Origin of the sequence: uncultured Croceicoccus sp. (assembly GCF_947496385.1) — a bacterium.
Classification (GTDB): domain Bacteria; phylum Pseudomonadota; class Alphaproteobacteria; order Sphingomonadales; family Sphingomonadaceae; genus Croceicoccus.
This window is the reverse complement of sequence record NZ_CANMCP010000002.1, coordinates 204,965-227,721: the sequence shown is the minus strand read 5'-3', so window position 1 is coordinate 227,721 and position 22,757 is coordinate 204,965. Positions and strand designations below refer to the sequence as shown.

The following is a 22,757-nucleotide window of genomic DNA, read 5'->3' as shown; positions in this document are numbered from 1 at the left end:
ACTATCGCGGCAGGCGCGCAAAATCGACCGCAGCAATATGGTTGAGCACGCGGGCGCGGACCGCTCGCGCCTCGTCGAGCCTGATGCCGGCAATCGCGAACTTCCCGCCCGCCAGCCCGAAATTCAGACGCGCATAGCCGCGCATCCGGGCCAGCGGACCCTGTGCGATCTCCACGCTGTGCAGCCGGATCCGGGGCGCGGCGGTGAGTTCGGGGGAGAGCAGGCCCACCTGTCCGAACAATGTCGCATCGTCGAGCGCATGGCGATGCCGCCGCCATTGCAGCCAGCGTGACCCCGCGATCAGCCCGGCGACAAGCACCGGAATCGCGGCAAAGGGCCAGTACGGCGAAACCGCCAGCCCCGCCGCGATCAGCAGCAGCGGAACCGCCCCGATCAGCGCCGCATCGGTGAAGTACCGCGCATCCGGCCTGTGCCAGCGCGTCTCCGCATCGGGCAGGTCGATGCCGGTGATCGCGACGATCCGGGCGATTTCCGCCATGGTGGCAAAGGGCGCGACGACATGGCTCGCGTCCGATTTGTCGCTCGCCAGGCTGACGAAGGACAATCCGTGCCAGCCAAGGAGGCGCCGGATCGCGCCGGTGCCGATGATCGCGGCCTGCACGCGGTGCAGCGGCATGACCACGTCGCTGCGCGTGAGAAGTCCGCGGCGGCGGCGAAATCCTTTCTCCGTCCGTTCGAGGAGGAACCGGTAATCGCGAAGGATCGTGCGAACGAGCCCCGTCACGAACCCGACGAGCAGCAACGCCCCCAGCCCGAGCACCGCGCCCGCAATGGCCAGCGCGACGCCCGCTGCGGCGACATATTCCCCTTGCTGCCCAATGATTTCCTTCCAGAAGCCGTCGTCCCATATCAGGGGGGAAAGCAGGAATTCGAACTGCTGAAACCCGGCGGCGAGGACCGCGAAGACGAGAAGCGAGAACTCGAACGCGCCGAAGGTGACGAGCCGCCTGTTGTCCATGGCGAAAACGGTCTGCGCCGATTCGGTTGCGGTGGGCGGCGATGCGCCGTCCGTGCCATCGCCGCCCCGGTCCCGTGCCGGGCCGCCATCCCCGGACACGCGCGCGCGGGCATCGCGGACCTGCTCGCGCAATCGTGCGCCTTCTGCCGCGGTGACATAGGCGAGGGTGACCTCCTCCTTGCCGCCGGCGCCGGTCTCGAACTGCACCTCGACCAGCCCGAACAGGCGCGAAAGCAGCGTTTCCGACAGGCTGACGTCCTGAATCCGGTCGTAGGGGATGGACCGCGCCTCTTTATTGATAAGCCCGCGTTCGACACGAATATCGTCTGTCCCCACGCGATAGCCGAGCTGCCGCCAGGAGATGCATGCGCCGCCGACGACCGCGATCACAACGATGACCGGCGCGGTCCAGATGACCCAGTCGGGCACATCCTCGCGCAGCGCGCCGAACGCTAGCGCCGCGATGCCGAGCGCACCCTGCCACACGCCCTTCGCCGCGCGCACGGCAATGCCATAGGGATGCGTGCGCATCAGCGCGCCGCCGTCGGCCCGATCGCTCATCCCGCTTCGCCGTCGGCGATGAAGGCGCGGATCGTTTCCCGCATGGCGAGCGCATCGTCGTGGCGGAGCCCGGGCACCGCGACCGATGCATTATGCGTCCCCGCCGTATGCACCACCAGCGTGGCGAGCCCGAACAGCCGCTCGATCGCCTCCGCATTGACGTCGATATGCTGCACCCTGCCAAAGGGAACCACCGTATCGCGCCGGTTCCACCATCCGCGCACCACGCGCAACCGGTCGCGCGTCAGGCGGTAGCCCATGCGCCGGTAGCGGCGGCGAGGCATCACCGCGACAAGGCCGAGCAGCAGGAGCGCGACCGGCGCAATGATCGCGCCCGTGGGCAGCGGGGCGGCAATCTCCGCGCCGATGGCGGCGACGGCCAGCGGCACAATCATCAGGATCGCGCGCACCCGCAACACCTTGATCATGTTCGGGTGCAGCGGATCGAGCGTGTCTTCATCCATTATCGCGTCCCCCTCATTCCGCGGCGAGCAATTCCTCCGCCCCGCCCAGATCCACGCTGACCAGCCGGGACACCCCCTGTTCCACCATGGTCACGCCGAACAGGCGGTGCATCCGGCTCATCGTCACAGCATTATGCGTGACGATGAGATAGCGCGTTCGCGTCTCGCGCACCATCGCGTCGAGAAGATCGCAGAACCGATCGATATTCGCATCGTCCAATGGCGCGTCCACCTCGTCCAGCACGCAGATCGGCGCCGGGTTCGTCAAGAACAGAGCGAAGATCAGCGCGACCGCCGTCAGCGCCTGCTCTCCACCCGACAAAAGCGTGAGCGATTGCAGTTTCTTGCCCGGCGGCTGGGCATAGATTTCGAGGCCGGCCTGCAACGGATCGTCGCTGTCGACGAGGGCGAGATGCGCCTGCCCCCCGCCGAAGAGCGTCGTGAACAGCGAACGGAAATGCCCGTCCACCGCGTCGAAGGCGGCCCGCAATCGTTCGCGGCCCTCGCGGTTCAGGCTGCCGATCGAACCGCGCAGGCGATGGACCGCCTCGGCAAGATCGGCCTGCTCCTGCGCGCTGGTGCCCTGCTGCGCCTCGGCTTCGGCGAGTTCGTCCGCCGCGACGAGATTGACCGCGCCCAGCCGTTCGCGCGCCGCGACATGGCGGTCGAGCGTGTCGCTCTCGCCTTGCGCCGTGCCCACATCGTCCTTCTCGAACGCGGCGCGCTCGGGGAGGAGGGGCGGCGGACATTGAAACCGCTCTCCCGACAGGCGGGCGAGTTCGCCGCGGCGCGCTTCCTCGTTCTCGGCGCGGGCGGTAGCACCGGCGCGATGTTCGCGGGCCTGCGACACCGCTTCGTTCGCGGCGCTGAAGGCCGTCTCGCCCGCGCGGGCGGCCTCGGCGGCGGCGGCATGGGCGCTTTCGGCGGCGGCCAACTCGCCGGCAAGCCGGTCGCGGGCCGTTTCGGCCTCGGCAATTTCGCGGTGCAAGGCTTCGGGCCGGGCGGCGGTGATCGCGCGCTCCTCCTCAATCTGTTCGCGCCGGCGGGTCATCCCGGCCAGCCGCTTTGCCGCGTCGCCGGCCCGCGCCTGCCATCCGCGCATGTCGCTGTTAAGCCCGATCACGCGTTCGCGCCCCACGGCCAGCTGCTGCTCCAGTGCGGCAAGCTCCGCCATCGCGGCCTGCATCGCGGTGCGGGCGGTGTCGTTCGCCTTCTGCGCCGCGTCGTGGGCCGCGCGCTGTTCCGCCGGGTCGGGCAACCGGGCGCGTGCCTCCGCCGCCTCGTCGCGATGCTTCACGGCGGCGGCAATCTGCGTATCGAGTTCGGCCAGCCTCTCGGCCAGTTCCTCGGCAAGGCGGGCGTGTCGTTCGACCGCGCTTTCGGCCTGGTCGCGGGCGCGCAGGGCGCTGCGCTGTTCTTCTGCCGCCTGCGCAAGGGTTCGCTCCGCCGCGCCGCGCCGCTCGCCCGCTTGGCGCAGCGCATCGTTCGCATCCGCCGCCTCGGCCTCTGCGCGTGCCACCGCATCCGTCAATTCCGGCAGCCGCGCGGCAAGCGCGTCGAGCCGGTTTGCCGCCTCCAGCCGTGCCGCCTCCGCCGCCCCTTCGCCGCGCGCCACGAACCCGTCCCACCGGCGCAGGGCACCCGCCATCGTCACCAGCCATTCGCCGGGTGCCAGCGCGCCCCCATCGTCGCGTTCCGCCACCCGGACCAGCGCCAGCCGCGCGCGCAATTCATCGGGCGCATCGCGGACATGGTCGGCAAGGCTGCCGGGAATCGCGGGCGGGGGCGGCGCCCCGGTCCAGAACCGGCCATCTTCCTCCGCGCCCGGCCGGCCCAGCGGCGCGGCGGCATCCCGGCCCAGCACCGCGGCAAGCGCCCGTTCGTAGCCCGGCTCCACCGCGACCGCGTCGATTGCGCGGCGCTGTCCCTTCTGCCGGTCGCGGGCCTTTTCCCTCGCGATCCTGTCCCGGTCGAGCGCGTCATGCTCGCGCGCGACGCCTGCCAGTTCCGCCTTTGCCGCCGACAGCGCGCCTGCCGCATCGTCGCGCGCGGTGCGCAAGCCTTCCCGCGCGACGCTTTCCCGGTCGAGCGTATCCCGCGCCCCGTGCAAAGCGGCCTCTGCGCGCTCCACGCGCTCGTCCGCTTCAGCCAGCGCGGCGGCGAGCGCGTCGGCATCGCCGGCCCCGGCGGCCTTCTCGGCGCGCTGCTCCTTTTCCCGTCGCAACCGGGCCAGCGTCTGCTCCGCCTGCGAGACCGCCGCCTCCGCCACGCGCCAGTCCGCCTCGACCCGCGCCTGCTCCGCCATGGCCTGCGCGAGGGTCAGTTCCGCCTGGCGCGCGTCGCGTTCGGCCCGTTCCTGCGCCTGGGCGAGGGCGGGGCGCCGGGCCTCGTCCCCGGCCAGCTTCGCCTCTGCATCCTTGACCTCGCGTTCGAGCCGGCCAATCGCATCGGCGGCATCGCGCGTGGTGCGGTTGGCATCGCCCTCGTCCGCCTCCATCCGCGCGTGCTGCCGGTCGAGATCGGCGAGCTTTTCCTCTGCGGCCTCCAGCTTTCCGGTCAGCACGGCCAGCATGTTCGCCTGCGCATTGAGATCGTCGCGCCGGTCGGCCACGATCTCCCGCGTCGCGGCGAGCCGTTCGGCGCCCTCGCGCTGCGCTTTCGTCGCGGTGTTCAGCGTGTCCTGCGCCGCGGCGACGTCGGCCTCCGCCTGCCGTGCGGCGGCGCGCGCGGTGTCCGCTGCGATCGCCGCATCGCGCCACCGGGCAAAGAGCAGCCGCGCCTCGCCCTTGCGGATCGTGTCGGACAGTTCGCGGTATCTTTCCGCGGCCTTCGCCTGCCGCCGCAAGGTGCCGATCCGGCTGTCGAGCTGCGCCAGCAATTCGTCGAGCCGTTGAAGATTGGCCTCTGTCGCGCGCAGCTTGTTTTCCGCGTCGCGCCGCCGGACATGAAGCCCGGCGATGCCCGCCGCTTCCTCCAGCATTTCGCGACGCTGCGCCGGCTTGGCCGCGATCACGGCGGCGATGCGGCCCTGGCTGACGAGAGCGGGGCTATGCGCGCCGGTCGCCGCGTCGGCGAACATCAGCGAAACGTCCTTTGCCCGCACGTCCCGCCCGTTCAGGCGATAGGCGCTGCCCGCATCCTTCTCGATGCGGCGCATGACCTCCATGTCCTCGCCATCGTCGGTTTCGGCGAGCAGCACGACCTCGGCGAAATTGCGCGGCGGGCGGCGCTGTGTCCCTGCAAAGATCACGTCCTCCATGCCGGAACCGCGCATGGATTTGGGGCTGGATTCGCCCATGACCCAGCGCAACGCCTCGAACAGGTTGGACTTGCCACAGCCATTCGGGCCGACGACGCCGGTCAGGCCGGGCTCGATATGCAGTTCGGTCGGTTCGACGAAACTCTTGAACCCGCTCAACCGGAGCCGCCGGAATTGCATCAGCGTGCCCGCTGCGCGCCCGGAATCGCCGGGTCTTCGATCACCGCGCGCCCGCGTTCTGCAACGCGGTCTGCACCTCCGGCCAGGTCAGCGCCTCGATCTTGCGTCCGTTGATGAGGAACGTCGGCGTGCCGGTGATGTCGAATTGCTCGCCCTGCGCCTGCGTATTTTCGGCAAGCTGCGTGGCGGTTTGCGCATTCTGAAGGCAGGAGATCGCCTGATCGCGCGAAATGCCCCGCGCGGCAAAGAAATCGAACATGCCGGTGATGTCGGCCATCGCGACATAGCGTTGATCGTCCGGGGCGGAAATCGCGCTTTGATACGCCTGTTCGCCCGCGTTCTGCACGGCTTCGAAGAATTGCGGCTGATTCGCCCAGAACTGGTCGGTGAGCGCGAAATAGCTTTCATCCGCGCCGCACCGGGTCAGCATCGCGCCGGTGATGTCGATCGGATCGCGCACGAAATTGCGAAGCTCGAAACTCACGCGGCCTGTATCGACATATTCGGTGCGCAGCGGCTCCATCGCCGCGCCCGAAAATTCGGCGCAATGGCTACAGGTGAGCGAGCCATATTCGATCAGCTTGATCGGCGCATCGGGGTTGCCCATGACATAGCCGCCCTCGGCCGTCTGGCTGATCGTCTCGGACCAGCTCTGGCCCTCGGGCGCCGCGACGCTGGCGACCGGTTCGCGATTCGCCGCGGCCGGACCTGCGGCCTCCTCTTCGCCCGAACCGCAGGCAGCGAGAGCGAGGATGAGCGGAGCAGCCAAAAAGGCGGTCTTTGCGGGCAGGCGGATCATGATCGGGCAATATCCTCGTATGACGGACAAAGGGGCATCGTTCGCAATGGAATAGCCCATTCGCGGCACGAGGCAAACGCCATGCCGCGCGGCCCCGCGATTGTCCACAACGGGCCGGCGGGGCAGGGGCAAGGCCTCAGGACAGGATGCGCGCGTCCAGCACCGGCTTCAACGCGGCCCAGTCGTGAACGCCGGGAAGAAGCGTCCCGTCGATGGCGAAGCTGGGCGTGCCGGTGACGCCGGCCTCGGCATATTGGCGCGTGCGCGTGGCGAGCGTCTGTGCCATGGTATCGTCCGCGATGCAGCGGTCGAGCGCCGCCGGGGTATAGCCGCGCCCCTTCATCAGGTCGTACAGCCCCGCATCGCGGGCAAGCGCCTGCCGCCGGGCCGCGTTGGTGCCAGTTTCGTAACGCGCCCGCTGTGCAGGCGTGGTCGCGCGGATGCGATCGAGCCATTGCGGCTGCGCCTTCATCAACACGGCGTGGTTCGCGGCGAAATTCACCGGCTTGCCGCAATTGGCGATCAGCGCCACGGTCAGGTCGAGCGGGTCGCGAACGAGATGGCGAATCTCCACCCCGACATGGCCGGGCCGGGCATAGGCGAGCTTGAGCATGTCGCCGGCCTCCTGCTCGAAATGCGCGCAATGCGGGCAGGTATAGCTCACATATTCGGCGAGCCGCATATCGGCATCGGCCCGGCCGATGAGGTGGCCCGCCATCGGCGCGGTCTGCGTCGTCGCACTCTCCTGCGCCGATACGGCGGGCGTGGCGGCCAGGCTCGCGGCGAGCGCGGTGCCGAGTACTGCCAAGATCATGCGCATCAGTTCTTCGTCCTGTTCCCTGCCGATTCCATCGAGCGTGCCAGCGATTCCAGCACGGTACGAAGTTCCGGATCGCCAATATCGCGCAGCGATTCGCCCAGTTCCATCGAAATCGGTTTGAGCGATGGGGGCGCCGCCGGCCGTGCCCCATTGTCCTTCGGCGGCTGAACCGCGCCTTGCCGGATCTTCACCCGCTGTATCGCGCGATAGCCGAAGAACCGGTTCACCCGCTCGATAATGTCGGGTACGACATGCTGAATGAGCGGGGCATGCGCGGGCAGCACCACGAGGTTGAGCGTGCCATCCGCCTTTTCGCCGGGGGGAAAGCGGATGGATTCGGGGGCGGTGACGCGCGCGTGTTCGGCCCCGACGATCTCGGGCCAGCGCGTGACGATGCTCGACTGCACGAAACCGAAGCGGCGAAACGCGGTTCGCCCGATCTGCGGCATGAGATCGGCAATCGGCTTCGCCCCGCCGCCGCGCGGACGCTCATACGGCTTGGCGGCGCCTTTGCGCGGTTTTGCAGGTTTGGCGGAGTCGCTTTTCATTGATGCACCGCCCATGCCATAGAACCGGGCGTGAAGACCAGTTCCCAGATGTTCGAACCCGACCCCATGCCCGCGCGCCTGTTGCTGTCATGGTACGATGCCTTTGCGCGCGATCTGCCGTGGCGGACCCCGCCCGGTTCGAAGGCGCGGCCCGATCCCTACCGCGTGTGGCTGTCGGAAATCATGTTGCAGCAGACCACGGTGGCCGCCGTGCGCCCCTATTTCGGGCAATTCACCGCGCGCTGGCCCGATGTGGACGCGCTCGCGGCGGCGGACGACGATGCGGTCATGGCGGCATGGGCGGGGCTTGGCTATTATGCACGGGCGCGCAACCTGCTGGCCTGTGCAAGGGCGGTGAGCCTGCGCGGCGGCTTTCCCGATACGGAGGAGGGGTTGCGCGCCCTGCCCGGTGTCGGCGCCTATACCGCGGCGGCGATTGCGGCAATCGCGTTCGGCAGGCGGGCGGTCGTCGTCGATGCAAATGTCGAACGGGTGGTTTCGCGCCTGTTCGCAATCACGGAACCGCTCCCGAAATCGCGCCCCACGATCCGTGCCGCAACGGACGCGATCACGCCCGACATGCGCGCCGGCGATTTCGCGCAGGCGATGATGGACCTCGGCGCGACGATCTGCACGCCCAAGGGGCCGGATTGCCCCGGATGTCCGTTGAACGCCGGTTGCTTGGGACGCGAGCAGGGCGTGGCCGCCGAACTGCCCCGCAAATTGCCGAAGAAACCCCGGCCCGACCGCCGCGGCACCGCGTTCGCCGCCGTGCATGACGGTGATGTCCTGCTTGTCCGGCGGGCGGGGCGGGAGATGCTTGGCGGGATGTGGGCCTTGCCCGACGATGGCTGGGCAGCGGGACGGGACGGGGACGGCATGGCCCCGTTTCCGGCCGACTGGACCAGGGCGGACGGGACCGTCGATCATGGCTTTACCCATTTTGCCCTGTCGCTCTCGGTCATGAGGACGGAACTCGCGACCCGGCGCAATCTGCCGGAGGGTCAGTGGTGGCCTCTCGACCGGATCGCGGAGGCCGGGCTGCCGACCTTGTTTGCAAAGGCGGTGCGGCTGGCGCTTTGCGATACGGCGGATTAGGGATGGTGGCCGAGAGGAACCGCACCATGTCCACACCCGCCGCCGCAAAGCCCTGTTTCATCGACCGTGCCGTCCATTTGCGCGGAGATAGCGAGGCGATCGCTGCGCTGCTTCGGGGCGATGCGCGGCTTTTGTCGATGGCCGGCATGGCGCCCGATTTCGATGCGCAGGACCGGCTGCGCTGGACCGCGCTGTCCGACGCGCCGGAGGGGTCAGAGCTGGTATTCCTCGGTCTCGATGGGGAGCGGGGCTGTTTCGCGGCGGTCCCGGCGATCAGCGATCCGGTGCCGATGCGCGCCGTGCGCGACCTTGCCGCGCGGCTGCATTCGGATGAGTTCGCCGTGTTCGCCTGCGCGCGGAGCATGGCCGACTGGCACGCGCGCCACCGGTTCTGTGCCGTGTGCGGTGCGCCGACGCGTATCGCGCGGGGCGGGTGGCAGCGGGACTGCACCGATCCGGCCTGCGCCGCGACGCATTATCCGCGTTCCGACCCGGTGGCGATCATGACCGTGGAACACCGCCGCCCCGATGGCGAACGCGTGCTGCTGCTCGGGCGGCAGGCGGGCTTTCCCGCCGGCATGTATTCCGCGCTCGCCGGCTTTGTCGAACCGGGCGAAACGCTGGAGGATGCGGTCGCGCGCGAGGTGATGGAGGAGGCGGGCGTCCGCGTCCGCGACGTCACCTATCGGGCGAGCCAGGCATGGCCGTTTCCCTCGCAATTGATGCTGGGTTGCCATGCGCATGCCGACGATGACCGTATCACCGTGGACGAAAACGAGCTGGAGGATGCGCGCTGGTTCACGCGGGCGCAGATCGCCGATGCGCGCGATGGAAAGGCCGGGGCGGGATTTTCGATGCCGCCTGCCTATGCCATCGCGCATCGGCTGATCTGCGAATGGTGGGAGCGGGGCTGAACCCGCGCCCCTGTGGGTTCAGTCGTCGGTTCAGTCCGCGCGTTCGGACTGTATCGCAGCGCGGGTCTTTTCACCCTTTTGCGCGTCCTGTGCGGGCTGATCCTGTCCGGTGACGCGTTCGACCTGATTTTCGGGGGTGAAGGCGTTCTTCTCCTCCGCCCGCTTGCCCACGCGGCGTTCCAGGTCGCCGCCGGCGGAGCCTTGCTGCGACGGGGTGGCCTGTTCCTGTGCCGCATCGATGATGTCATTGTCGGGGTGACGCGATTGGCGTTCTGGCATGTGCTTTCTCCTTTACCCGGTCAACGGGCCGGGGAGGGCACACGTTCCGTCGTTCTCGCTCAGACGAGGCCCAGCTTCGTCAGACGGTTGAGCAGACGGCCCGGAAGCACGTCGCCCGGATCCGCGCCCTCGGGAAGGTCGCGCGGCGCGTCCGCCTCCTCCAGATAGCGCCAGCCTTGATGCGCACGCTTGGGCCGGGTTTCCACCGCGATCAGTTCGGGGGCGAGCACGATGTCATACCGGCCATCCTCACGCTTTTCGAAGGCGCGGATCTCGCTCCTCCCGACGATGGCATGGTCCACGATCCAGTAGAGCGAGCCGCCGATCATCTCCTCGTGCCGTTTCGGGATGTAGCGGGTGTTGATACGAAACTCGGCCTCGTGCGCGGCGATCCGCTGGCGCAGGCCGTCGACGCCATTGGCGCGAAAGGCGATCTTGGTCATGTTGAGCGGCATGATGCCTATCTAGGGAGCAGCGGCGCCATGTGCCAGCGCCGCGCGTTTCATCCCGTCAGCCCGCTCGCCACCGCGAGGCCGAGAAACGCGAAGAAACCCATGGAATCGGTAATCATCGTGACGAACACGGACGATGCCACGGCCGGATCCTGATTCATCCGGTCGAACAATACGGGCACGGCGACGCCCGCGAAACCGGCGGTGACGATATTGATGACGACCGCCGCCCCGATCACCGCGCCCAGCATCGGGGTAAAGATGAACGCCGTCGCCGCACCGATGAGCACCGCGACCGTCCCGCCGTTGAGCAGGGCGACCCGCATTTCGCGCCATATCACGCGCCGGGTGTTCGACCGGGTAAGCTGATTGGTGGCGAGCGCGCGCACCGCGACCGCCATCGTTTGCGTCCCCGCATTGCCGCCGATGCTGGCCACGATCGGCATGAGCACGGCGAGCGCGACGAGCCGTTCGATCGCGGCGCCGAAGCTCGCGATGATGAGCGAGGCGATGAGCGCCGTGCCCAGATTCGCGATGAGCCAGCGCACACGCTCGGTATAGGATTGGCGAATCGGCTCGTTGATGTCGCCTTCGCCCGCGCCGGACATGAGCAATGCGTCCTCGCCAGCCTCTTCCGACATGATGTGGACGATGTCGTCGGCGGTAATCTGGCCGAGCAGGCGGCCGGAACCATCGACCACGGCGGCGGAAATCAGGGCGTATTTCTGAAAGCGGAGCGCGACCTCTTCCTGGTCCATTTCCACGGGGATCAAGGTCTGGTCCCGCTTCATCACGTCGGAAATCGCGATATTGCGCGGCACGCGAAGGATCCACGATAGCTGGCACGTGCCGACCGGGCGGTGCGCGGGATCGACGACGAACACTTCCCAGAATTCGGTCGAAAGATCGGCGTTTTCGCGCAGGTAATCGATGAGGTCGCCGACGGTGATATGCTCGGGCACCGCGACCAGGTCGCGCTGCATCAAACGGCCCGCCGATTCCTCGGGAAAGGACAGCGCGCTTTCGATGGCGGCGCGGTCGCCGGGGTCCATCTCGGCAAGGACGGCGTCGCGCTCATTCTCGTCCAGATCCTCGATCAGGGCGACGGCGTCGTCGGTTTCGAGCTGTTCGGCGATCTGCGCGACGGCATCGGGCGACAATGCGGCGATAAGCTCGTCGCGCACGTGCTCGTTCAGCTCGGCGATGACCTCGCTGTTCATCAGCTCGGCAATGGCGGCGCCCAGTGCGGGGCGTTCCTCGCGGGCGAAAATCTCGAATAGATCGGCGATGTCGGCGGGGTGGAGCGGTTCGACCAGATCGTAGACGCGCTGCCGCTCGTCTTCCTCGAGCGCCTCGCGCACTTCCTCGACGAATTCGGGCCTCAGCCGGTCATCCTCGTCGAGCCGTTCCTCACGCGCGTCGAGATCGGCGGCGAGGCGCGCGGACTCCCCTGCGGAATCGTCCATCATGGCGTGTTCGTCGCGGTCCATCGGCGACGAGGGATAGGCGGCGGCGCCATTAAATCAACCGCGAAGCGCGCCTCGGGCGCATTGTGGAAAAACCTGTCGACAAGTTCCGGGAAAAACTCGGTAAAACGCGGGGATGACTTTGCGGACGCCCTTCCTATATCGGGGCCAGCCAATGGCGGGACGTTCCCGCCCGATTAGTATCAGGAGATTGCATGGCCGACGAAACACTGACCTTCACGCTGGACACCGGCAATGGCGAGGGCGGCGATGTCGTCATCAAGCTGCTTCCCGACATCGCACCCAACCACGTCGCCCGGATCAAGGAGCTGGCGAGCGAAGGGTTCTATGACGGGGTGAAGTTCCACCGCGTGATTCCCGGTTTCATGGCGCAGGGCGGCTGCCCCAACGGCACCGGCATGGGCGGATCGAAGAAGCCGGACCTGAAACAGGAATTCAACGATCACAAGCACGTGCGCGGCACCTGCTCGATGGCGCGCACGCAGGATCCGAACAGCGCGAACAGCCAGTTCTTCATCTGCTTCGACGATGCGAGCTTCCTCGATCGGCAATATACCGTCTGGGGCCAGGTTGAGAGCGGCATGGACCATGTCGACGCATTGCCCAAGGGCGAGCCGCCGCGCGAACCCGGCACGATCGTCAAGGCGACGGTGGGCTGAGCCTGCGTCGCACGATGTGAAAAAAGGCCGCGGGGGCGATCACCCCTGCGGCCTTTTTTCTGGCGTCACAGCTTCGCGTTCACCAACCAGTCGTGGAAAATCCGCACCGGCCGGTTTTCGAGCGCGCGCGGACGGCACACGAACCAGTAGCTATACGGGCTTTCCACCTCCAGATCGTAGAGCGGGGCCAGCCGCGCATCGTTGGAGCGGGACAGATGGTCCCCGTGCATGATCGCCACGCCCAGCCCCTGCGCGGCGGCTTCGAGGATGAGCGGGCCGCTGTCGTAATGATCGACGGTGGGGCGGTGGCGCGGCAGGAGCCCGGCGGCCTTGCGCCACGCTTCGAAACTGCGCTCCATATCCGAATGGACGAGGAAGTTCTGCTTCGCGAGGAGATCGGGGTCAGGCGTATCGCCGAGCATCGCCACAAGCTCGGTCGAGGCGATGGCATGGACGCGGTTCTGGTCGAGTTGCACCATGTGCAGCGAAGGATCCGGCCCGTCGGACAGGATGATCGCGGCATCGAGCGTATCGCCGAGCCGCGGCACCGGATGCGAGGAGCTTTCCATGTCGATATGCAACGCCGGATACAGCCGCCGCAATTCGCGCATCCGCGGCACGAGCCGCTGCGCCGCGAAGAGCGGCATCACCGCGAGGCGCAGGCGCAGGAGCCGCGAATCGCCCATGTGCGTGCCGATCTTCTCGGCCAGCTCGTCGAGCGCGGGGGCGACCGCATCGAACAGGCTTTGCCCGTCCTCGGTCAGCTTCATTGCCTGATGCTGCCGCAGGAAGAGCTTCTTGCCCACGAAATCCTCCAGCGCGGTGACCCGGCGCGACAGCGCGGACGGGGACAGCGCCAGCTCGTTCGCCGCCGCTTTTGCCGAACCGAGCCGGACGATGCGGACAAACGCCTCGAGACTGCGCAGCGGGGGAAGGCGGCGCGTCGCCATCAGCCTTCGGCCTCTTCGTCCGCGTCGGTTTCGGGCACGGGCGGGTGCAGCCGCAGCCGTTCGACATGGCGTTCGTCGCCGGCGATGATCTCGATCCGCCAGCCGCTGTCATGGTGGAGCACGCTGCCGACCTTGGGCACTTCCTCCGCCAGCACGAAGGCCAGCCCGCCCAGCGTATCGACCGACCCTTCGATGACGGCGAGCTCGGGATCGACGCGGCGCGCCACCTCGGTCAGCTCGGTTCGGGCGTCGGCGTCCCACATGCCGCCGTCGATCGGCACGAGCTGCTCGACCGGGGCATCGTCATGCTCGTCCTCGATATCGCCGATGATCTCCTCGACCAGATCCTCGATCGTGATGACCCCGTCGGTGCCCGAATATTCGTCGACCACGATCGCGAGATGGACCCGATGCGACCGCATGTCGGCCAGCACGTCCAGCGCCCCGCGCGCCTGCGGCACGTAGACCGGCTGCCGCATGAGCACGGTCCAGTCATCGGGCGGGGTTTCGCCGGTGGCGAGGAAGGGGAACACGTCCTTGATCAGCATCATGCCGATCACGTGATCGAGCGATTCGGCATAGACCGGGATGCGCGAATGGCCGTGTTCGGCAAAGGTCGCGACCAGCTCGGCCCAGCTTGCGCTGCGTTCGATGGCGATGATCTCGCTGCGCGGAATGGCGACGTCGTCGGCGTCGTTCTCGCTGAAATGCAGGAGATTGCGGAGCATCTGCCGTTCGGTCTGCGACAGGTCGCCATTGGCATGATCGGCCGCGGTGTCGCGATCCTCCTCATGCTCGTCAATGGCTTCCTCGATCTGCTCGCGCAGCGATCTTTCGCCTTCATTGTCGAAGAAGGCGCGTATGCGATGCCACAACGCCCTTCGGTCAGGCTCCGGGTTGCGCGTATCGCCAGATTGGCTGCCGTCCGGCATCGTCGTGTCTTTCATCCTCGGTCATCGGCCCGCCCGTCGTGGGGGGCGCCACTCTCATAAATCGCGATCCGCATAGGGATCGTCGATCCCCAATGCCGCCAGCGCCCTGATTTCGAGCGCTTCCATCGCCTCGGCCTCTTCGTCCCCATCCTCGTGATCGAAACCGGCGAGGTGGAGGAGGCCGTGAATCAGCAGATGCGTTGCATGATCTGCAAGCGCAACCTGTTTTTCCTCGGCCTCGCGCCTGCATACACCATGCGCCATGATGATGTCGCCCAGCATCACGGGCGCGCCGGGCCGTTCCGCGGCACGCAGCAGCTCCTCGCGCGCGATCATCGGAAAGCTCAGCACGTTGGTCGGCTTGTCCTTCGCGCGCCATTCCTGGTTGAGCGCGTGGACTTCCTCGTCCTCGCCCATGACGACGCTCACCAGAATCTCGGAATGCGCCAGTTCGGGCAGGACATGCGCCACGGCCCGCGCGGCCGCGGCACAGCGCGCCTCCCAATCGGTGTCCTGACCCCAGACAGGATCGACGTCGAGCTCGATCGTGGCGGCGGACATGCGCGTCAGCCCTGCTGCCCTTCATAGGCATCGACGATGCGGCCCACGACCGGGTGACGCACCACGTCGGCGGCGGTGAAGCGCGCCATCCCGATGCCCTCCACCCCTTCGAGCCGTTTGACCGCGTCGGCGAGCCCCGAAAAGCTGTCTCCGCCCGGAATGTCGACCTGCCGCGGATCGCCGCACACCACCATGCGGCTGTTCTGGCCAAAGCGGGTGAGGAACATCTTCATCTGCGCCGGGGTGGTGTTCTGCGCCTCGTCGAGGATGACGAACGCATCGGCGAGCGTGCGCCCGCGCATGAAGGCGATGGGCGCGATCTCGATCTCTCCACTGGCGAGGCGGCGTTCGACCTGTTCGGGCGGCATGCAGTCGTAAAGCGCGTCGTAAAGCGGGCGGAGATAGGGGTCGACCTTCTCCTTCATGTCGCCGGGCAGGAAGCCGAGCCGCTCGCCCGCCTCGACCGCGGGGCGCGAGAGGATGAGCCGCTGCACGCTGCCGGTGATGAGCTGCGCGACGGCCTGCGCGACGGCGAGATAGGTCTTGCCCGTGCCCGCCGGGCCGAGCGCAAAGATGATGTCGTTGCTGGTGAGCGCGCGCATGTAGTCGATCTGCGCCGCCGAACGCGGGGCGATGGTCTTCTTGCGCGTGCGGATCATCACCGGCGGGCGCTTGTCATCGCCGCGCACGATCCCGTCGAGCGTGGGTTCGTCCGACATCGCGATGAGCGATTCGACCGCCCCGGCGTCGAGTTCGAAACCGCTTTGAATCCGTTGATGCATGGCTTGGAGGACGTCGCGGGCGCGTTCGACCGCATCCTCGCTGCCCTCGATCTGCACGCGATTGCCGCGCGCCGCGATATACACGCCGAGCCTGTTTTCGATGCGGACCAGATTGGCATCGAACTGCCCGAAAAGCGCGGCCAGCACGCCGGGGTTGTCGAACTCCATCTCCGTGCGCGAACGATGGCCCGCGGGGCCGGCGGCGATGGGGTCGTAGGGGCTGTTTTCGTCCGTGCCGGACATGCGCGCCTGTTTGCGGCTCACTGAGTTTCCTTGTCTGTGTCCGCGCCGATCATCCGGGGCGAATCGTCATCAGGTGAATGTAGGCGCCGCAAGCGCGGTGACAAGGACATGTGTCACCTCTGCTCAGCGCGCGCGGCCCGCGACCGCCGTTTCGCCCGCGGCGAGCAGCAAATCGCCATTGGGGCCAACGACATAGGCCGGATCGGCGGAGAGCACGCGCAGGAGGCGACGCTGCGCCTCCGACAGCGCGGCGGTACCGGGACAGGCGCGGCTTTCAACATCGCTCAGAACAAGCGTCCCGGCTCGCACATCGACCCGGCCCGAAATCGTATCCGCGCACCCGATATCCACCGAAAGCCGCCCCTCCGCCACGCGCAGCAGCACGGGCGAATCATCCGGCGACGACAGCATCAGCGCGAATTGCCGCCCCTCGATCACCGGGGCGGGAAAGCTGTCGCGCGCCGGTCCGTCCGGAACGAGAATGGCGCGGTGCCCGCCGCCCGCAATCGCGATCCGGCCATCGCCATCGCGGCCGATGGCGGGGCGCGTGGTCAGTATCGCAGACAGCGCGTTGTCCGGTGCATCGGGCGGGCAATTGACGAGCGTGGACGGCCCGCGCAGCACGGCGAGGCTGTCGCCGGTCGCGATATACAGCCCCTCGTGATGGTTGCAGCCATCCCATGACAGGGTCGTTTGCGTAAAGCGGACGGAGCTTTCGCCAAAATCGTCCACGGGCGCCGCATCGTCGAGCGAGACGAGCCGGAAGCGCCCCTCGACACCGGCGAAGTCTGCACGCGCGAAACCAGCCGGCAGGGCGGGCGCCGCCGTATCCCCGGTCGGCGCAGTTGTTGCCGCAGCCACGGGCGCAGCCGGCGGCGTATCCTCCGCCCGATCCCCGCATGCCGACAGCAGCACGGCGAGGGGCAGCATCACCGACCCCGCCGCCCATGCCGCGGCCCGGCGCATCAGGCGTCCACGGTTCCCAACCGGCGCGCGGCAAGGCTGTTCGGTCCGGCCTGTTCGAGCTCCACCGTCACCAGGTCACCGATTTCGGCATCCCCTGTGAAATAGGCGGATTGCAGCCAGGGCGTCTTGCCGATCCACTGGCCATCGCGGCGACCCTTGCGCTCGACCAGGATGTCGCAGCGCTTGCCGACCGTGCTTTCGTTGAAGGCTTGCGAATGCACGGCGAGCAGGGATTGCAGCCGTTGCAGCCGTTCGTCCATGACGGCCTCGGGCACCTGTGCGTCCATGGTGGCGGCGGGCGTGCCGGGGCGCGGGCTGTATTTAAAGCTGAACGCCGCGGCATAGCGGATGTCGTCCACCATGCGCAGCGTCTCCTCGAACTCGGCATCGGTTTCGCCGGGAAAGCCGACGATGAAATCGCCCGAAATCGCGATGTCGGGCCGGGCCTCGCGGAATTGTTCGATCACGCGGACATAGCTTTGCGCCGTGTGGCTGCGGTTCATCGCGGCCAGCACCCGGTCGCTCCCCGACTGCACGGGCAAGTGGAGATAGGGCATCAGCTTGTCGAGCTCGCCATGCGCGGCGATCAGGCCGGGGGTCATGTCGTTGGGATGGCTGGTGGTATAGCGGATGCGGGCAAGGTCGGGCAGGGCAGCCAGCGCGCGGACCAGCCCTTCGAGGCCGACGGCACGGCCCCTGTCATCCTCGCCCCGCCAGGCATTCACGTTCTGACCGAGCAGCGTGATCTCGCGCGCGCCGCCATCGACGAGCCGCTTCGCCTCCTCCACCAGATCGGCGAAGGGGCGGCTGATTTCCGCGCCGCGGGTATAGGGCACCACGCAATAGGTGCAGAATTTGTCGCAGCCTTCCTGCACGGTGAGGAACGCCGATGGTGCACGCTTGCGCCGGGCGGGCAGCGCACCGAATTTCGCGATCGCCGGCATGTCGGTGTCGGTCACGCGCTCGCCCTTCACCGCACGGTCGATCATCTGCGGCAGGCGGTGATAGGCCTGCGGGCCGACCACCATGGAAACGCCGGGGCTGCGCGCCATGATCTCCTCGCCCTCAGCCTGGGCGACGCATCCGGCGACGGCGATCATCGGTTCGCGGCCCGATTTCGCGCCCGCCTTGCGCAGGCGGCCAATGTCGGAATAGACCTTTTCGGCGGCCTTCTCGCGGATGTGACAGGTGTTGAGAACGACGAGATCGGCCTCCTCGCCCTCCGCGGCGGGAACGATGCCCTGCTCGCTCAGCATCTCGGCCATGCGCTCGCCGTCATAGACGTTCATCTGGCAGCCGAAGCTTTTGACTCGGAAATTTTTCGGTGCGGCTTTGGTCATGCGCCGCCGCTTACACCCAATCGCCATCCCGCGAAAGGGAGTGGCTAAAGCGCGTCCTTATCGCGCGTGGCTGCGGTCGAGCGCCTCGGTCAATGCGCCTTGCGCCGCGCGGGTCATCGCCTTGCGCCCGTCGAGCGCGTCGCCCGAAAGCGGGGTGAGAAAGCGCACCGTCACGGCAACAGGCGTCCGGCCCGCGACAATGCGCAGGAAATTGTGCAGGCCCGGCTCGTCCCCGACCCAGCAGACGGCGGGCGCGTCGGGGCCGTAATCCATGAAAACCGGCTGCACCGAAACGCCGGGCGGCACCGGGTCGATCGCGGACAGGAGTGCACTTTTAAGCGGGAGCATCTCGTGCCCGTTGGCGGTCGTGCCTTCGGGAAAAAGGACGAGCGTGTGCGACACGTCGAGCGCGTCGCGGATGCTGTCGGCCTGCTCGCCCACGGTCTGCCGCCGCGACCGGGCGATGAACACCGTGTCGTTCATGTCGCACAGCCATTTGAGCGGGCCGACACCGGCGAGCCCGTCATGCGCGACAAAGGCCGCCCCCGACACGCGGGCCAGCACCAGAATATCCATCCAACTGACATGATTGGCAATAAGGATGCGCCGCCCCGATGCCGGCACCCCGTCGGTGCGGACGCGAATGCCGGCAATGCGCGCAATGCCCGACAGGAACGCGGGCGGCACCCGGTTCGGCATGCGGAGCAGGCGGGTCAGGTAATAGGCCGGCACGCACATCGCGAGCCATACCAGCATCGCCGCAATGCGCGGCACCACGCGCCAGTCGGACAGCGACAGTCCGCTGCCGTGCGCCACGGTCGGCGCGCCCATGCCTAGTCCCGGTCCAGCCTTACGCCGTAGAGTTCCATGCGGTGATCGACCAGGCGAAAGCCCAGCCGCTCGGCAATCTGGCGCTGCAACGCTTCGAGTTCGGGATCCACGAATTCGACGACCTTGCCGGTTTCCACGTCGATCAGATGATCGTGATGCGCCTCTGGCGTGGCTTCGTAACGGGCGCGGCCATTGCCGAAATCGTGGCGGTCGAGGATGCCCGCCTCCTCGAACAGGCGGACGGTACGATAGACCGTCGCGATCGAGATGCGCGGATCGACCGCGCTGGCGCGTTCGTGCACCTTTTCCACGTCGGGATGGTCTTCGCTTTCCGACAATACCTTCGCGATCACGCGCCGCTGGTCGGTGATGCGCAGGCCGCGTTCAGCACAGATTGCTTCGAGATCGATAGGATTGGGCACGGGGTATCAACGCCTTTTTCTTCGCGCCGGACCGCCGCACGAAGGGCGGGCCGGCAGTTTGCGGCCAATCATAGACCGCGTGTCCGTCAGTGCAACCGCCCCGTACCCATCGATCACCCGATCATGCGACGCGCGGCGCGGGATCAGCTTTTCTTCTTGACCCGCGTGCCAGGCTTGCGACCGAGGCCGATCTTCTTGGCCAGTTCGCGGCGCTTTTCCGCGTAATTGGGCGCGACCATCGGATAATCCGCGGGCAGGTTCCAGCGCGCGCGATATTCATCGGGCGTCATGTTGTAATGCGTCATGAGATGGCGTTTCAGCATCTTGAGCTTCTTGCCGTCTTCGAGGCAGACGATGTAGTCGGGCTTTACCGATGCGCGGATCGATACGGCGGGTTCGGGCGGGGCCTCGTCCTGCTTCACCTCGCCGTCCAGTCCGGCGAGCGCGGCGTGCACCGCGGTGATGAGCGTGGGGACATCGGAAACATCGATGGCATTGTTGCTCACATGAGCGGCCACGATGTCCGAGGTCAAAGTAATGAGGGTTTCCTTCATATCCAGGTCGGACTGTTCCATCTCTCGGACTTTCAAACGGGGGTTAATGATTTGTTTCATACGCGCTTTTTGTTGAGGGGGGCGCGTATGAGGCGTCTGCCACTTAAAGTGCGGAAACGCATTTACAAGCCTTCGGAGGCGAATCTCCTACAGCAACACGCCTTAACACGAGCCTAAAACGCGGCAGGTTGGCGAAGTATCGGCAAATAATGATCGCAAGGCGCGGCCAAACGATATTTAATAATAGGGCTGGCCGGCGATGGGTTCGATTGCATAAGTGACGGCGTCGCGCTCGGTTCCGTCGCGGCCCTTGTAATATCCGGGCCGGCGCCCCACCGGACAGAAGCCGATCCCCTCGTAAAGCGCACGGGCCGGATTGTCGGACCGCATTTCGAGGAAAAGCCGCGCCACGCCCCCGACCGCCGCCCGGTCGATCACGTCGATCAGCAGATGCCGCCCGTAACCGCGCCCCCGCCAGCGCGGCGCCACCGCGATGAGCATCAGCTCCGCCTCGTCCAGAACGGTGCGCACCACCGCGAATCCCGCCGCCTCGCACGATGTGTCGAACGGGCCGTCGAACCGCCCGTCACTACGGATGATGGAATATTGCGTGCCGGGCATGAGCAGGCCGCCCGTCAATTGTGCACGGGTCCATGCCTCGCCGAAGGCGGGATCGAACGCGCTTTTCATCACGTCCATCATCGCGTCGATGTCGTCGTGCGGCGGCACGTGGCGCTATCCGGTAAGGGCGGGCGGTTCGATACCGCCGGGCAATTTCGCATCCGGTCCGCGCCCGTAAGCCGGGCGGACATCCCCCGTCAGCCGCGCCGCATGCAGGAGGGGGAAGCGCCGCGCATCCGGCAGCATCGGCATCGCCGTGCCAGACCCGCGCCGCGCAACCAGCGCCTCTGCCTGATTGCCGGCGATGCGCTCGCATACGATGGCTGCGGCGGCATCGTCGGGGCGCAGCGAACGCACCGCGTCCAGCGGCGTGGCATCGTCGCCGAACGATTGCACGAACCATTCGCCATGACCGCCGGTGTTGCACACCGCGACCGGCTCGCCCGCATCGGCGACCGCCTGCGCCGCGACGAGCGCATGCGTATGATAGCCGAGCAGCGGAACGCCCCACGCCACGCCCAGCGCGCGCCCCGCAGCAAGCCCGACGCGAATGCCGGTAAAGCTTCCCGGTCCCAGCGCGACGGCAATCCGGTCGGCGCGCCCGCGCCCCGGCAATTGCGCGATCATCGGGATCAGCCGTTCGGCATGACCGCGGCCCAGAACCGCATGGTCCCCCGCGATCAGCGTGTCACGGTCGAACAGCGCGGTGGAACACGCCTCCGTCGCGCAATCGATGACCAGCGTCTTCACGAAACCCGGCCCCGTGCCCGATCAGAGGACGATATTGAACGTCTCGAAATCGGGACGCGGGCTGCGGTCATAGGTGCTGTCCATGTCGCCGTAGCCGAGAGTGGAAATGAAATTGGGACGCCAGCGCGGATGATCGCCGAGGAATTCGGACGTCACCTTGTCCGCGTCGAAGCCCGACATCGGCCCGCAATCGAGACCGAGCGCGCGGCATGCGATGATGAAATAGGCGCCCTGCAGGCTCGAATTGCGAAAGGCGCTTTCGCGGCGCGCGTCCTCATCCTCGAACCAGCTTTTCGCGTCGGTATGGGGGAACAGCCAGGGCAGCTCCTCGTGAAAGTCGAGATCCATCGCGAGGATGACCGCAACGGGCGCCTGCTCGATCTTGTCGCGATTGCCCTCGCTCGCACAGGCGGCGAGGCGTTTGCGCGCATCGTCCGATGTGCACCAGATCAGCCGCGCGGGAAGCTGATTGGCCGAGGTCGGCCCCATCTTCATGAGGTCCCAGATGCGGTGCAGCATGTCGGGCGCGACCGGCTTGTCGAGATAGCCGTTCATCGTCCGCGCCTCGCGAAAGATGCGGTCCAGCGCATGGGCGTCGACGGGCTGGGGAAGGGCGGTGTCGGTCATGATCGGCCTCTGAACTGTCGAAAAGGGCGCGGCGGGGTTCAGGCCGCGCGCACTTCGCTCACTTCGGGAACGTAATGTTTCAGCAAGCCCTCGATCCCGTGTTTCAGCGTCGCGGTCGAGGACGGGCAACCCGAACAAGCCCCCTGCATGCCGAGATAGACGACGCCATCGTCGAACCCGCGATAGACGATATCGCCGCCATCGGCCGCGACCGCCGGGCGCACCCGGGTTTCGAGCAGGTCCTTGATCTGCGCGATGATGTCGGCGTCTTCCTCCCGGTCGGCGACGACGGGATCGGTTTCGGCCGGCACGGAAAATTCCGCCCCGCCGCCTGCGAACAGAGGCGCTTCGGACACGAAATGGTCGAGCAGGACCGAGACCACCTGCGGCTTCAGCGCGGACCAGTCGGCGCCCGGCGCCGCGGTCACCGCCACGAAATCGCCGCCGAACAACACGCCCGTCACATCGCCGAGCGAGAACAGCGCGGACGCCAGCGGCGAGGCTTCGGCCGTTTCGGGGTCGGTAAACTCGCGCGTGCCGGATGGCATCACCTGCCGTCCGGGCAGGAATTTCAGCGTGGAGGGATTGGGCGTGGTTTCGGTTTCGATGAACATGCGCCCGATGTAGAGAGAAACCGCCTGCATTCAAGCGCCATCGTCGCCCCGCGCCAACAGGCCGA

General features: G+C 67.2%; 25 protein-coding genes. 3 read left to right on the top strand and 22 right to left on the bottom strand.

Going from position 1 to position 22,757, the window contains the following annotated elements; translation table 11 throughout:
• Position 1: 1 nt before the first annotated feature.
• The 6 genes from Q0897_RS04850 to Q0897_RS04825 form a co-directional block, all read right to left on the bottom strand.
• A complete protein-coding gene (locus tag Q0897_RS04850; protein ID WP_299307924.1) occupies positions 2 to 1,540 on the bottom strand; it encodes a PH domain-containing protein in 1,539 nt (512 codons plus the stop codon).
• Positions 1,537 to 2,004 (bottom strand): PH domain-containing protein, encoded by a 468-nt coding sequence (locus Q0897_RS04845; RefSeq protein ID WP_299307923.1) that lies wholly within the window; start codon positions 2,002 to 2,004, stop codon positions 1,537 to 1,539. The genes Q0897_RS04850 and Q0897_RS04845 overlap by 4 nt, the downstream gene beginning before the upstream one ends.
• Before the next feature lie 13 nt (positions 2,005 to 2,017).
• On the bottom strand, positions 2,018 to 5,443 hold the full coding sequence (locus Q0897_RS04840; protein ID WP_299307922.1) for an AAA family ATPase: 3,426 nt from the start codon (positions 5,441 to 5,443) through the stop codon (positions 2,018 to 2,020).
• Positions 5,444 to 5,483: 40 nt separating this feature from the next.
• Complete coding sequence (locus Q0897_RS04835; RefSeq protein WP_299307921.1) at positions 5,484 to 6,242, bottom strand: thioredoxin domain-containing protein; 759 nt, start codon at positions 6,240 to 6,242, stop codon at positions 5,484 to 5,486.
• Positions 6,243 to 6,378: 136 nt separating this feature from the next.
• Positions 6,379 to 7,062: a thioredoxin domain-containing protein gene (locus Q0897_RS04830; protein WP_299307920.1), complete on the bottom strand. Its 684-nt coding sequence runs from the start codon at positions 7,060 to 7,062 to the stop codon at positions 6,379 to 6,381.
• Positions 7,062 to 7,610: a DciA family protein gene (locus tag Q0897_RS04825; protein ID WP_299307919.1), complete on the bottom strand. Its 549-nt coding sequence runs from the start codon at positions 7,608 to 7,610 to the stop codon at positions 7,062 to 7,064. The genes Q0897_RS04830 and Q0897_RS04825 overlap by 1 nt, the downstream gene beginning before the upstream one ends.
• A gap of 66 nt (positions 7,611 to 7,676) precedes the next feature.
• Here Q0897_RS04825 and Q0897_RS04820 point away from each other — a divergent pair, with 66 nt between their 5' ends.
• Both Q0897_RS04820 and nudC read left to right on the top strand, forming a co-directional pair.
• Positions 7,677 to 8,708 (top strand): A/G-specific adenine glycosylase, encoded by a 1,032-nt coding sequence (locus Q0897_RS04820; RefSeq protein WP_299308162.1) that lies wholly within the window; start codon positions 7,677 to 7,679, stop codon positions 8,706 to 8,708.
• A 26-nt stretch (positions 8,709 to 8,734) separates the two neighbouring features.
• On the top strand, positions 8,735 to 9,622 hold the full coding sequence (nudC, locus tag Q0897_RS04815) for an NAD(+) diphosphatase (protein ID WP_299307918.1): 888 nt from the start codon (positions 8,735 to 8,737) through the stop codon (positions 9,620 to 9,622).
• 30 nt (positions 9,623 to 9,652) lie between these two features.
• Here the strand turns inward: nudC and Q0897_RS04810 are convergent, their stop codons facing one another.
• Genes Q0897_RS04810 through mgtE form a run of 3 tightly spaced genes read right to left on the bottom strand, consistent with a single transcriptional unit; the run spans position 9,653 to position 11,822 of the window.
• Positions 9,653 to 9,901, bottom strand: coding sequence for a hypothetical protein (locus tag Q0897_RS04810; protein WP_299307917.1), 249 nt, complete (start codon positions 9,899 to 9,901; stop codon positions 9,653 to 9,655).
• A gap of 59 nt (positions 9,902 to 9,960) precedes the next feature.
• Entirely contained in the window at positions 9,961 to 10,356 is a 396-nt protein-coding gene (locus Q0897_RS04805; RefSeq protein ID WP_202085518.1) for a DUF1489 family protein, read from the bottom strand.
• Between the two features lie 47 nt (positions 10,357 to 10,403).
• Positions 10,404 to 11,822 carry a magnesium transporter gene (mgtE, locus tag Q0897_RS04800; RefSeq protein ID WP_299308160.1) on the bottom strand — a complete coding sequence of 473 codons (1,419 nt, stop codon included), beginning with the start codon at positions 11,820 to 11,822 and terminating at the stop codon, positions 10,404 to 10,406.
• A gap of 212 nt (positions 11,823 to 12,034) precedes the next feature.
• On the opposite strand from mgtE, the gene Q0897_RS04795 reads away from it, so the two are divergent.
• Positions 12,035 to 12,499 (top strand): peptidylprolyl isomerase, encoded by a 465-nt coding sequence (locus tag Q0897_RS04795; RefSeq protein ID WP_202085516.1) that lies wholly within the window; start codon positions 12,035 to 12,037, stop codon positions 12,497 to 12,499.
• Positions 12,500 to 12,564: 65 nt separating this feature from the next.
• Here Q0897_RS04795 and Q0897_RS04790 read toward each other — a convergent pair whose 3' ends face one another.
• The 13 genes from Q0897_RS04790 to Q0897_RS04730 all read right to left on the bottom strand — a co-directional run bounded on the left by Q0897_RS04790 (position 12,565) and on the right by Q0897_RS04730 (position 22,692).
• Entirely contained in the window at positions 12,565 to 13,449 is an 885-nt protein-coding gene (locus Q0897_RS04790) for a LysR substrate-binding domain-containing protein (RefSeq protein WP_299307915.1), read from the bottom strand.
• A complete protein-coding gene (locus tag Q0897_RS04785) occupies positions 13,449 to 14,396 on the bottom strand; it encodes a hemolysin family protein (RefSeq protein WP_299307913.1) in 948 nt (315 codons plus the stop codon). The genes Q0897_RS04790 and Q0897_RS04785 overlap by 1 nt, the downstream gene beginning before the upstream one ends.
• 39 nt (positions 14,397 to 14,435) lie before the next feature.
• Positions 14,436 to 14,942, bottom strand: a complete 507-nt coding sequence (gene ybeY / locus Q0897_RS04780) for an rRNA maturation RNase YbeY (protein ID WP_299307911.1) — start codon at positions 14,940 to 14,942, stop codon at positions 14,436 to 14,438.
• A 5-nt stretch (positions 14,943 to 14,947) separates the two neighbouring features.
• Positions 14,948 to 15,967, bottom strand: a complete 1,020-nt coding sequence (locus Q0897_RS04775; RefSeq protein WP_299308159.1) for a PhoH family protein — start codon at positions 15,965 to 15,967, stop codon at positions 14,948 to 14,950.
• Between the two features lie 123 nt (positions 15,968 to 16,090).
• Positions 16,091 to 16,933: a hypothetical protein gene (locus Q0897_RS04770; protein WP_299307909.1), complete on the bottom strand. Its 843-nt coding sequence runs from the start codon at positions 16,931 to 16,933 to the stop codon at positions 16,091 to 16,093.
• Complete coding sequence (gene miaB / locus Q0897_RS04765; RefSeq protein WP_299307907.1) at positions 16,933 to 18,273, bottom strand: tRNA (N6-isopentenyl adenosine(37)-C2)-methylthiotransferase MiaB; 1,341 nt, start codon at positions 18,271 to 18,273, stop codon at positions 16,933 to 16,935. The genes Q0897_RS04770 and miaB overlap by 1 nt, the downstream gene beginning before the upstream one ends.
• Before the next feature lie 57 nt (positions 18,274 to 18,330).
• Positions 18,331 to 19,104: a lysophospholipid acyltransferase family protein gene (locus Q0897_RS04760; protein WP_299307905.1), complete on the bottom strand. Its 774-nt coding sequence runs from the start codon at positions 19,102 to 19,104 to the stop codon at positions 18,331 to 18,333.
• Between the two features lie 2 nt (positions 19,105 to 19,106).
• Positions 19,107 to 19,526: a Fur family transcriptional regulator gene (locus Q0897_RS04755; protein ID WP_202085509.1), complete on the bottom strand. Its 420-nt coding sequence runs from the start codon at positions 19,524 to 19,526 to the stop codon at positions 19,107 to 19,109.
• Between the two features lie 143 nt (positions 19,527 to 19,669).
• Positions 19,670 to 20,101, bottom strand: coding sequence for a MucR family transcriptional regulator (locus Q0897_RS04750; RefSeq protein WP_299307903.1), 432 nt, complete (start codon positions 20,099 to 20,101; stop codon positions 19,670 to 19,672).
• Positions 20,102 to 20,317: 216 nt separating this feature from the next.
• Positions 20,318 to 20,809: a GNAT family N-acetyltransferase gene (locus Q0897_RS04745; RefSeq protein WP_299307902.1), complete on the bottom strand. Its 492-nt coding sequence runs from the start codon at positions 20,807 to 20,809 to the stop codon at positions 20,318 to 20,320.
• Between the two features lie 6 nt (positions 20,810 to 20,815).
• Positions 20,816 to 21,451: a tRNA (adenosine(37)-N6)-threonylcarbamoyltransferase complex dimerization subunit type 1 TsaB gene (tsaB, locus tag Q0897_RS04740; protein ID WP_299307900.1), complete on the bottom strand. Its 636-nt coding sequence runs from the start codon at positions 21,449 to 21,451 to the stop codon at positions 20,816 to 20,818.
• 21 nt (positions 21,452 to 21,472) lie between these two features.
• Complete coding sequence (locus Q0897_RS04735; protein WP_299307898.1) at positions 21,473 to 22,078, bottom strand: malonic semialdehyde reductase; 606 nt, start codon at positions 22,076 to 22,078, stop codon at positions 21,473 to 21,475.
• Positions 22,079 to 22,116: 38 nt separating this feature from the next.
• Positions 22,117 to 22,692: a NifU family protein gene (locus tag Q0897_RS04730; RefSeq protein ID WP_299308157.1), complete on the bottom strand. Its 576-nt coding sequence runs from the start codon at positions 22,690 to 22,692 to the stop codon at positions 22,117 to 22,119.
• Positions 22,693 to 22,757: the final 65 nt, after the last annotated feature.

Excerpts from the sequence above, each read along its gene's own strand:
- Q0897_RS04835 (WP_299307921.1), bottom strand. The coding sequence starts at position 6,242 with ATGATCCGCCTGCCCGCAAAGACCGCCTTTTTGGCTGCTCCGCTCATC.
- miaB (WP_299307907.1), bottom strand. The coding sequence starts at position 18,273 with ATGACCAAAGCCGCACCGAAAAATTTCCGAGTCAAAAGCTTCGGCTGC.
- Q0897_RS04810 (WP_299307917.1), bottom strand. The coding sequence starts at position 9,901 with ATGCCAGAACGCCAATCGCGTCACCCCGACAATGACATCATCGATGCG.
- Q0897_RS04730 (WP_299308157.1), bottom strand. The coding sequence starts at position 22,692 with ATGTTCATCGAAACCGAAACCACGCCCAATCCCTCCACGCTGAAATTC.
- Q0897_RS04795 (WP_202085516.1), top strand. The coding sequence starts at position 12,035 with ATGGCCGACGAAACACTGACCTTCACGCTGGACACCGGCAATGGCGAG.
- Q0897_RS04790 (WP_299307915.1), bottom strand. The coding sequence starts at position 13,449 with ATGGCGACGCGCCGCCTTCCCCCGCTGCGCAGTCTCGAGGCGTTTGTC.
- mgtE (WP_299308160.1), bottom strand. The coding sequence starts at position 11,822 with ATGATGGACGATTCCGCAGGGGAGTCCGCGCGCCTCGCCGCCGATCTC.
- Q0897_RS04805 (WP_202085518.1), bottom strand. The coding sequence starts at position 10,356 with ATGCCGCTCAACATGACCAAGATCGCCTTTCGCGCCAATGGCGTCGAC.
- Q0897_RS04775 (WP_299308159.1), bottom strand. The coding sequence starts at position 15,967 with ATGTCCGGCACGGACGAAAACAGCCCCTACGACCCCATCGCCGCCGGC.
- ybeY (WP_299307911.1), bottom strand. The coding sequence starts at position 14,942 with ATGTCCGCCGCCACGATCGAGCTCGACGTCGATCCTGTCTGGGGTCAG.
- Q0897_RS04735 (WP_299307898.1), bottom strand. The coding sequence starts at position 22,078 with ATGACCGACACCGCCCTTCCCCAGCCCGTCGACGCCCATGCGCTGGAC.
- Q0897_RS04820 (WP_299308162.1), top strand. The coding sequence starts at position 7,677 with ATGCCCGCGCGCCTGTTGCTGTCATGGTACGATGCCTTTGCGCGCGAT.
- Q0897_RS04770 (WP_299307909.1), bottom strand. The coding sequence starts at position 16,933 with ATGCGCCGGGCCGCGGCATGGGCGGCGGGGTCGGTGATGCTGCCCCTC.
- Q0897_RS04785 (WP_299307913.1), bottom strand. The coding sequence starts at position 14,396 with ATGAAAGACACGACGATGCCGGACGGCAGCCAATCTGGCGATACGCGC.
- Q0897_RS04840 (WP_299307922.1), bottom strand. The coding sequence starts at position 5,443 with ATGCAATTCCGGCGGCTCCGGTTGAGCGGGTTCAAGAGTTTCGTCGAA.
- Q0897_RS04760 (WP_299307905.1), bottom strand. The coding sequence starts at position 19,104 with ATGGGCGCGCCGACCGTGGCGCACGGCAGCGGACTGTCGCTGTCCGAC.
- Q0897_RS04750 (WP_299307903.1), bottom strand. The coding sequence starts at position 20,101 with ATGGAACAGTCCGACCTGGATATGAAGGAAACCCTCATTACTTTGACC.
- Q0897_RS04830 (WP_299307920.1), bottom strand. The coding sequence starts at position 7,062 with ATGCGCATGATCTTGGCAGTACTCGGCACCGCGCTCGCCGCGAGCCTG.
- Q0897_RS04845 (WP_299307923.1), bottom strand. The coding sequence starts at position 2,004 with ATGGATGAAGACACGCTCGATCCGCTGCACCCGAACATGATCAAGGTG.
- nudC (WP_299307918.1), top strand. The coding sequence starts at position 8,735 with ATGTCCACACCCGCCGCCGCAAAGCCCTGTTTCATCGACCGTGCCGTC.
- Q0897_RS04850 (WP_299307924.1), bottom strand. The coding sequence starts at position 1,540 with ATGAGCGATCGGGCCGACGGCGGCGCGCTGATGCGCACGCATCCCTAT.
- Q0897_RS04825 (WP_299307919.1), bottom strand. The coding sequence starts at position 7,610 with ATGAAAAGCGACTCCGCCAAACCTGCAAAACCGCGCAAAGGCGCCGCC.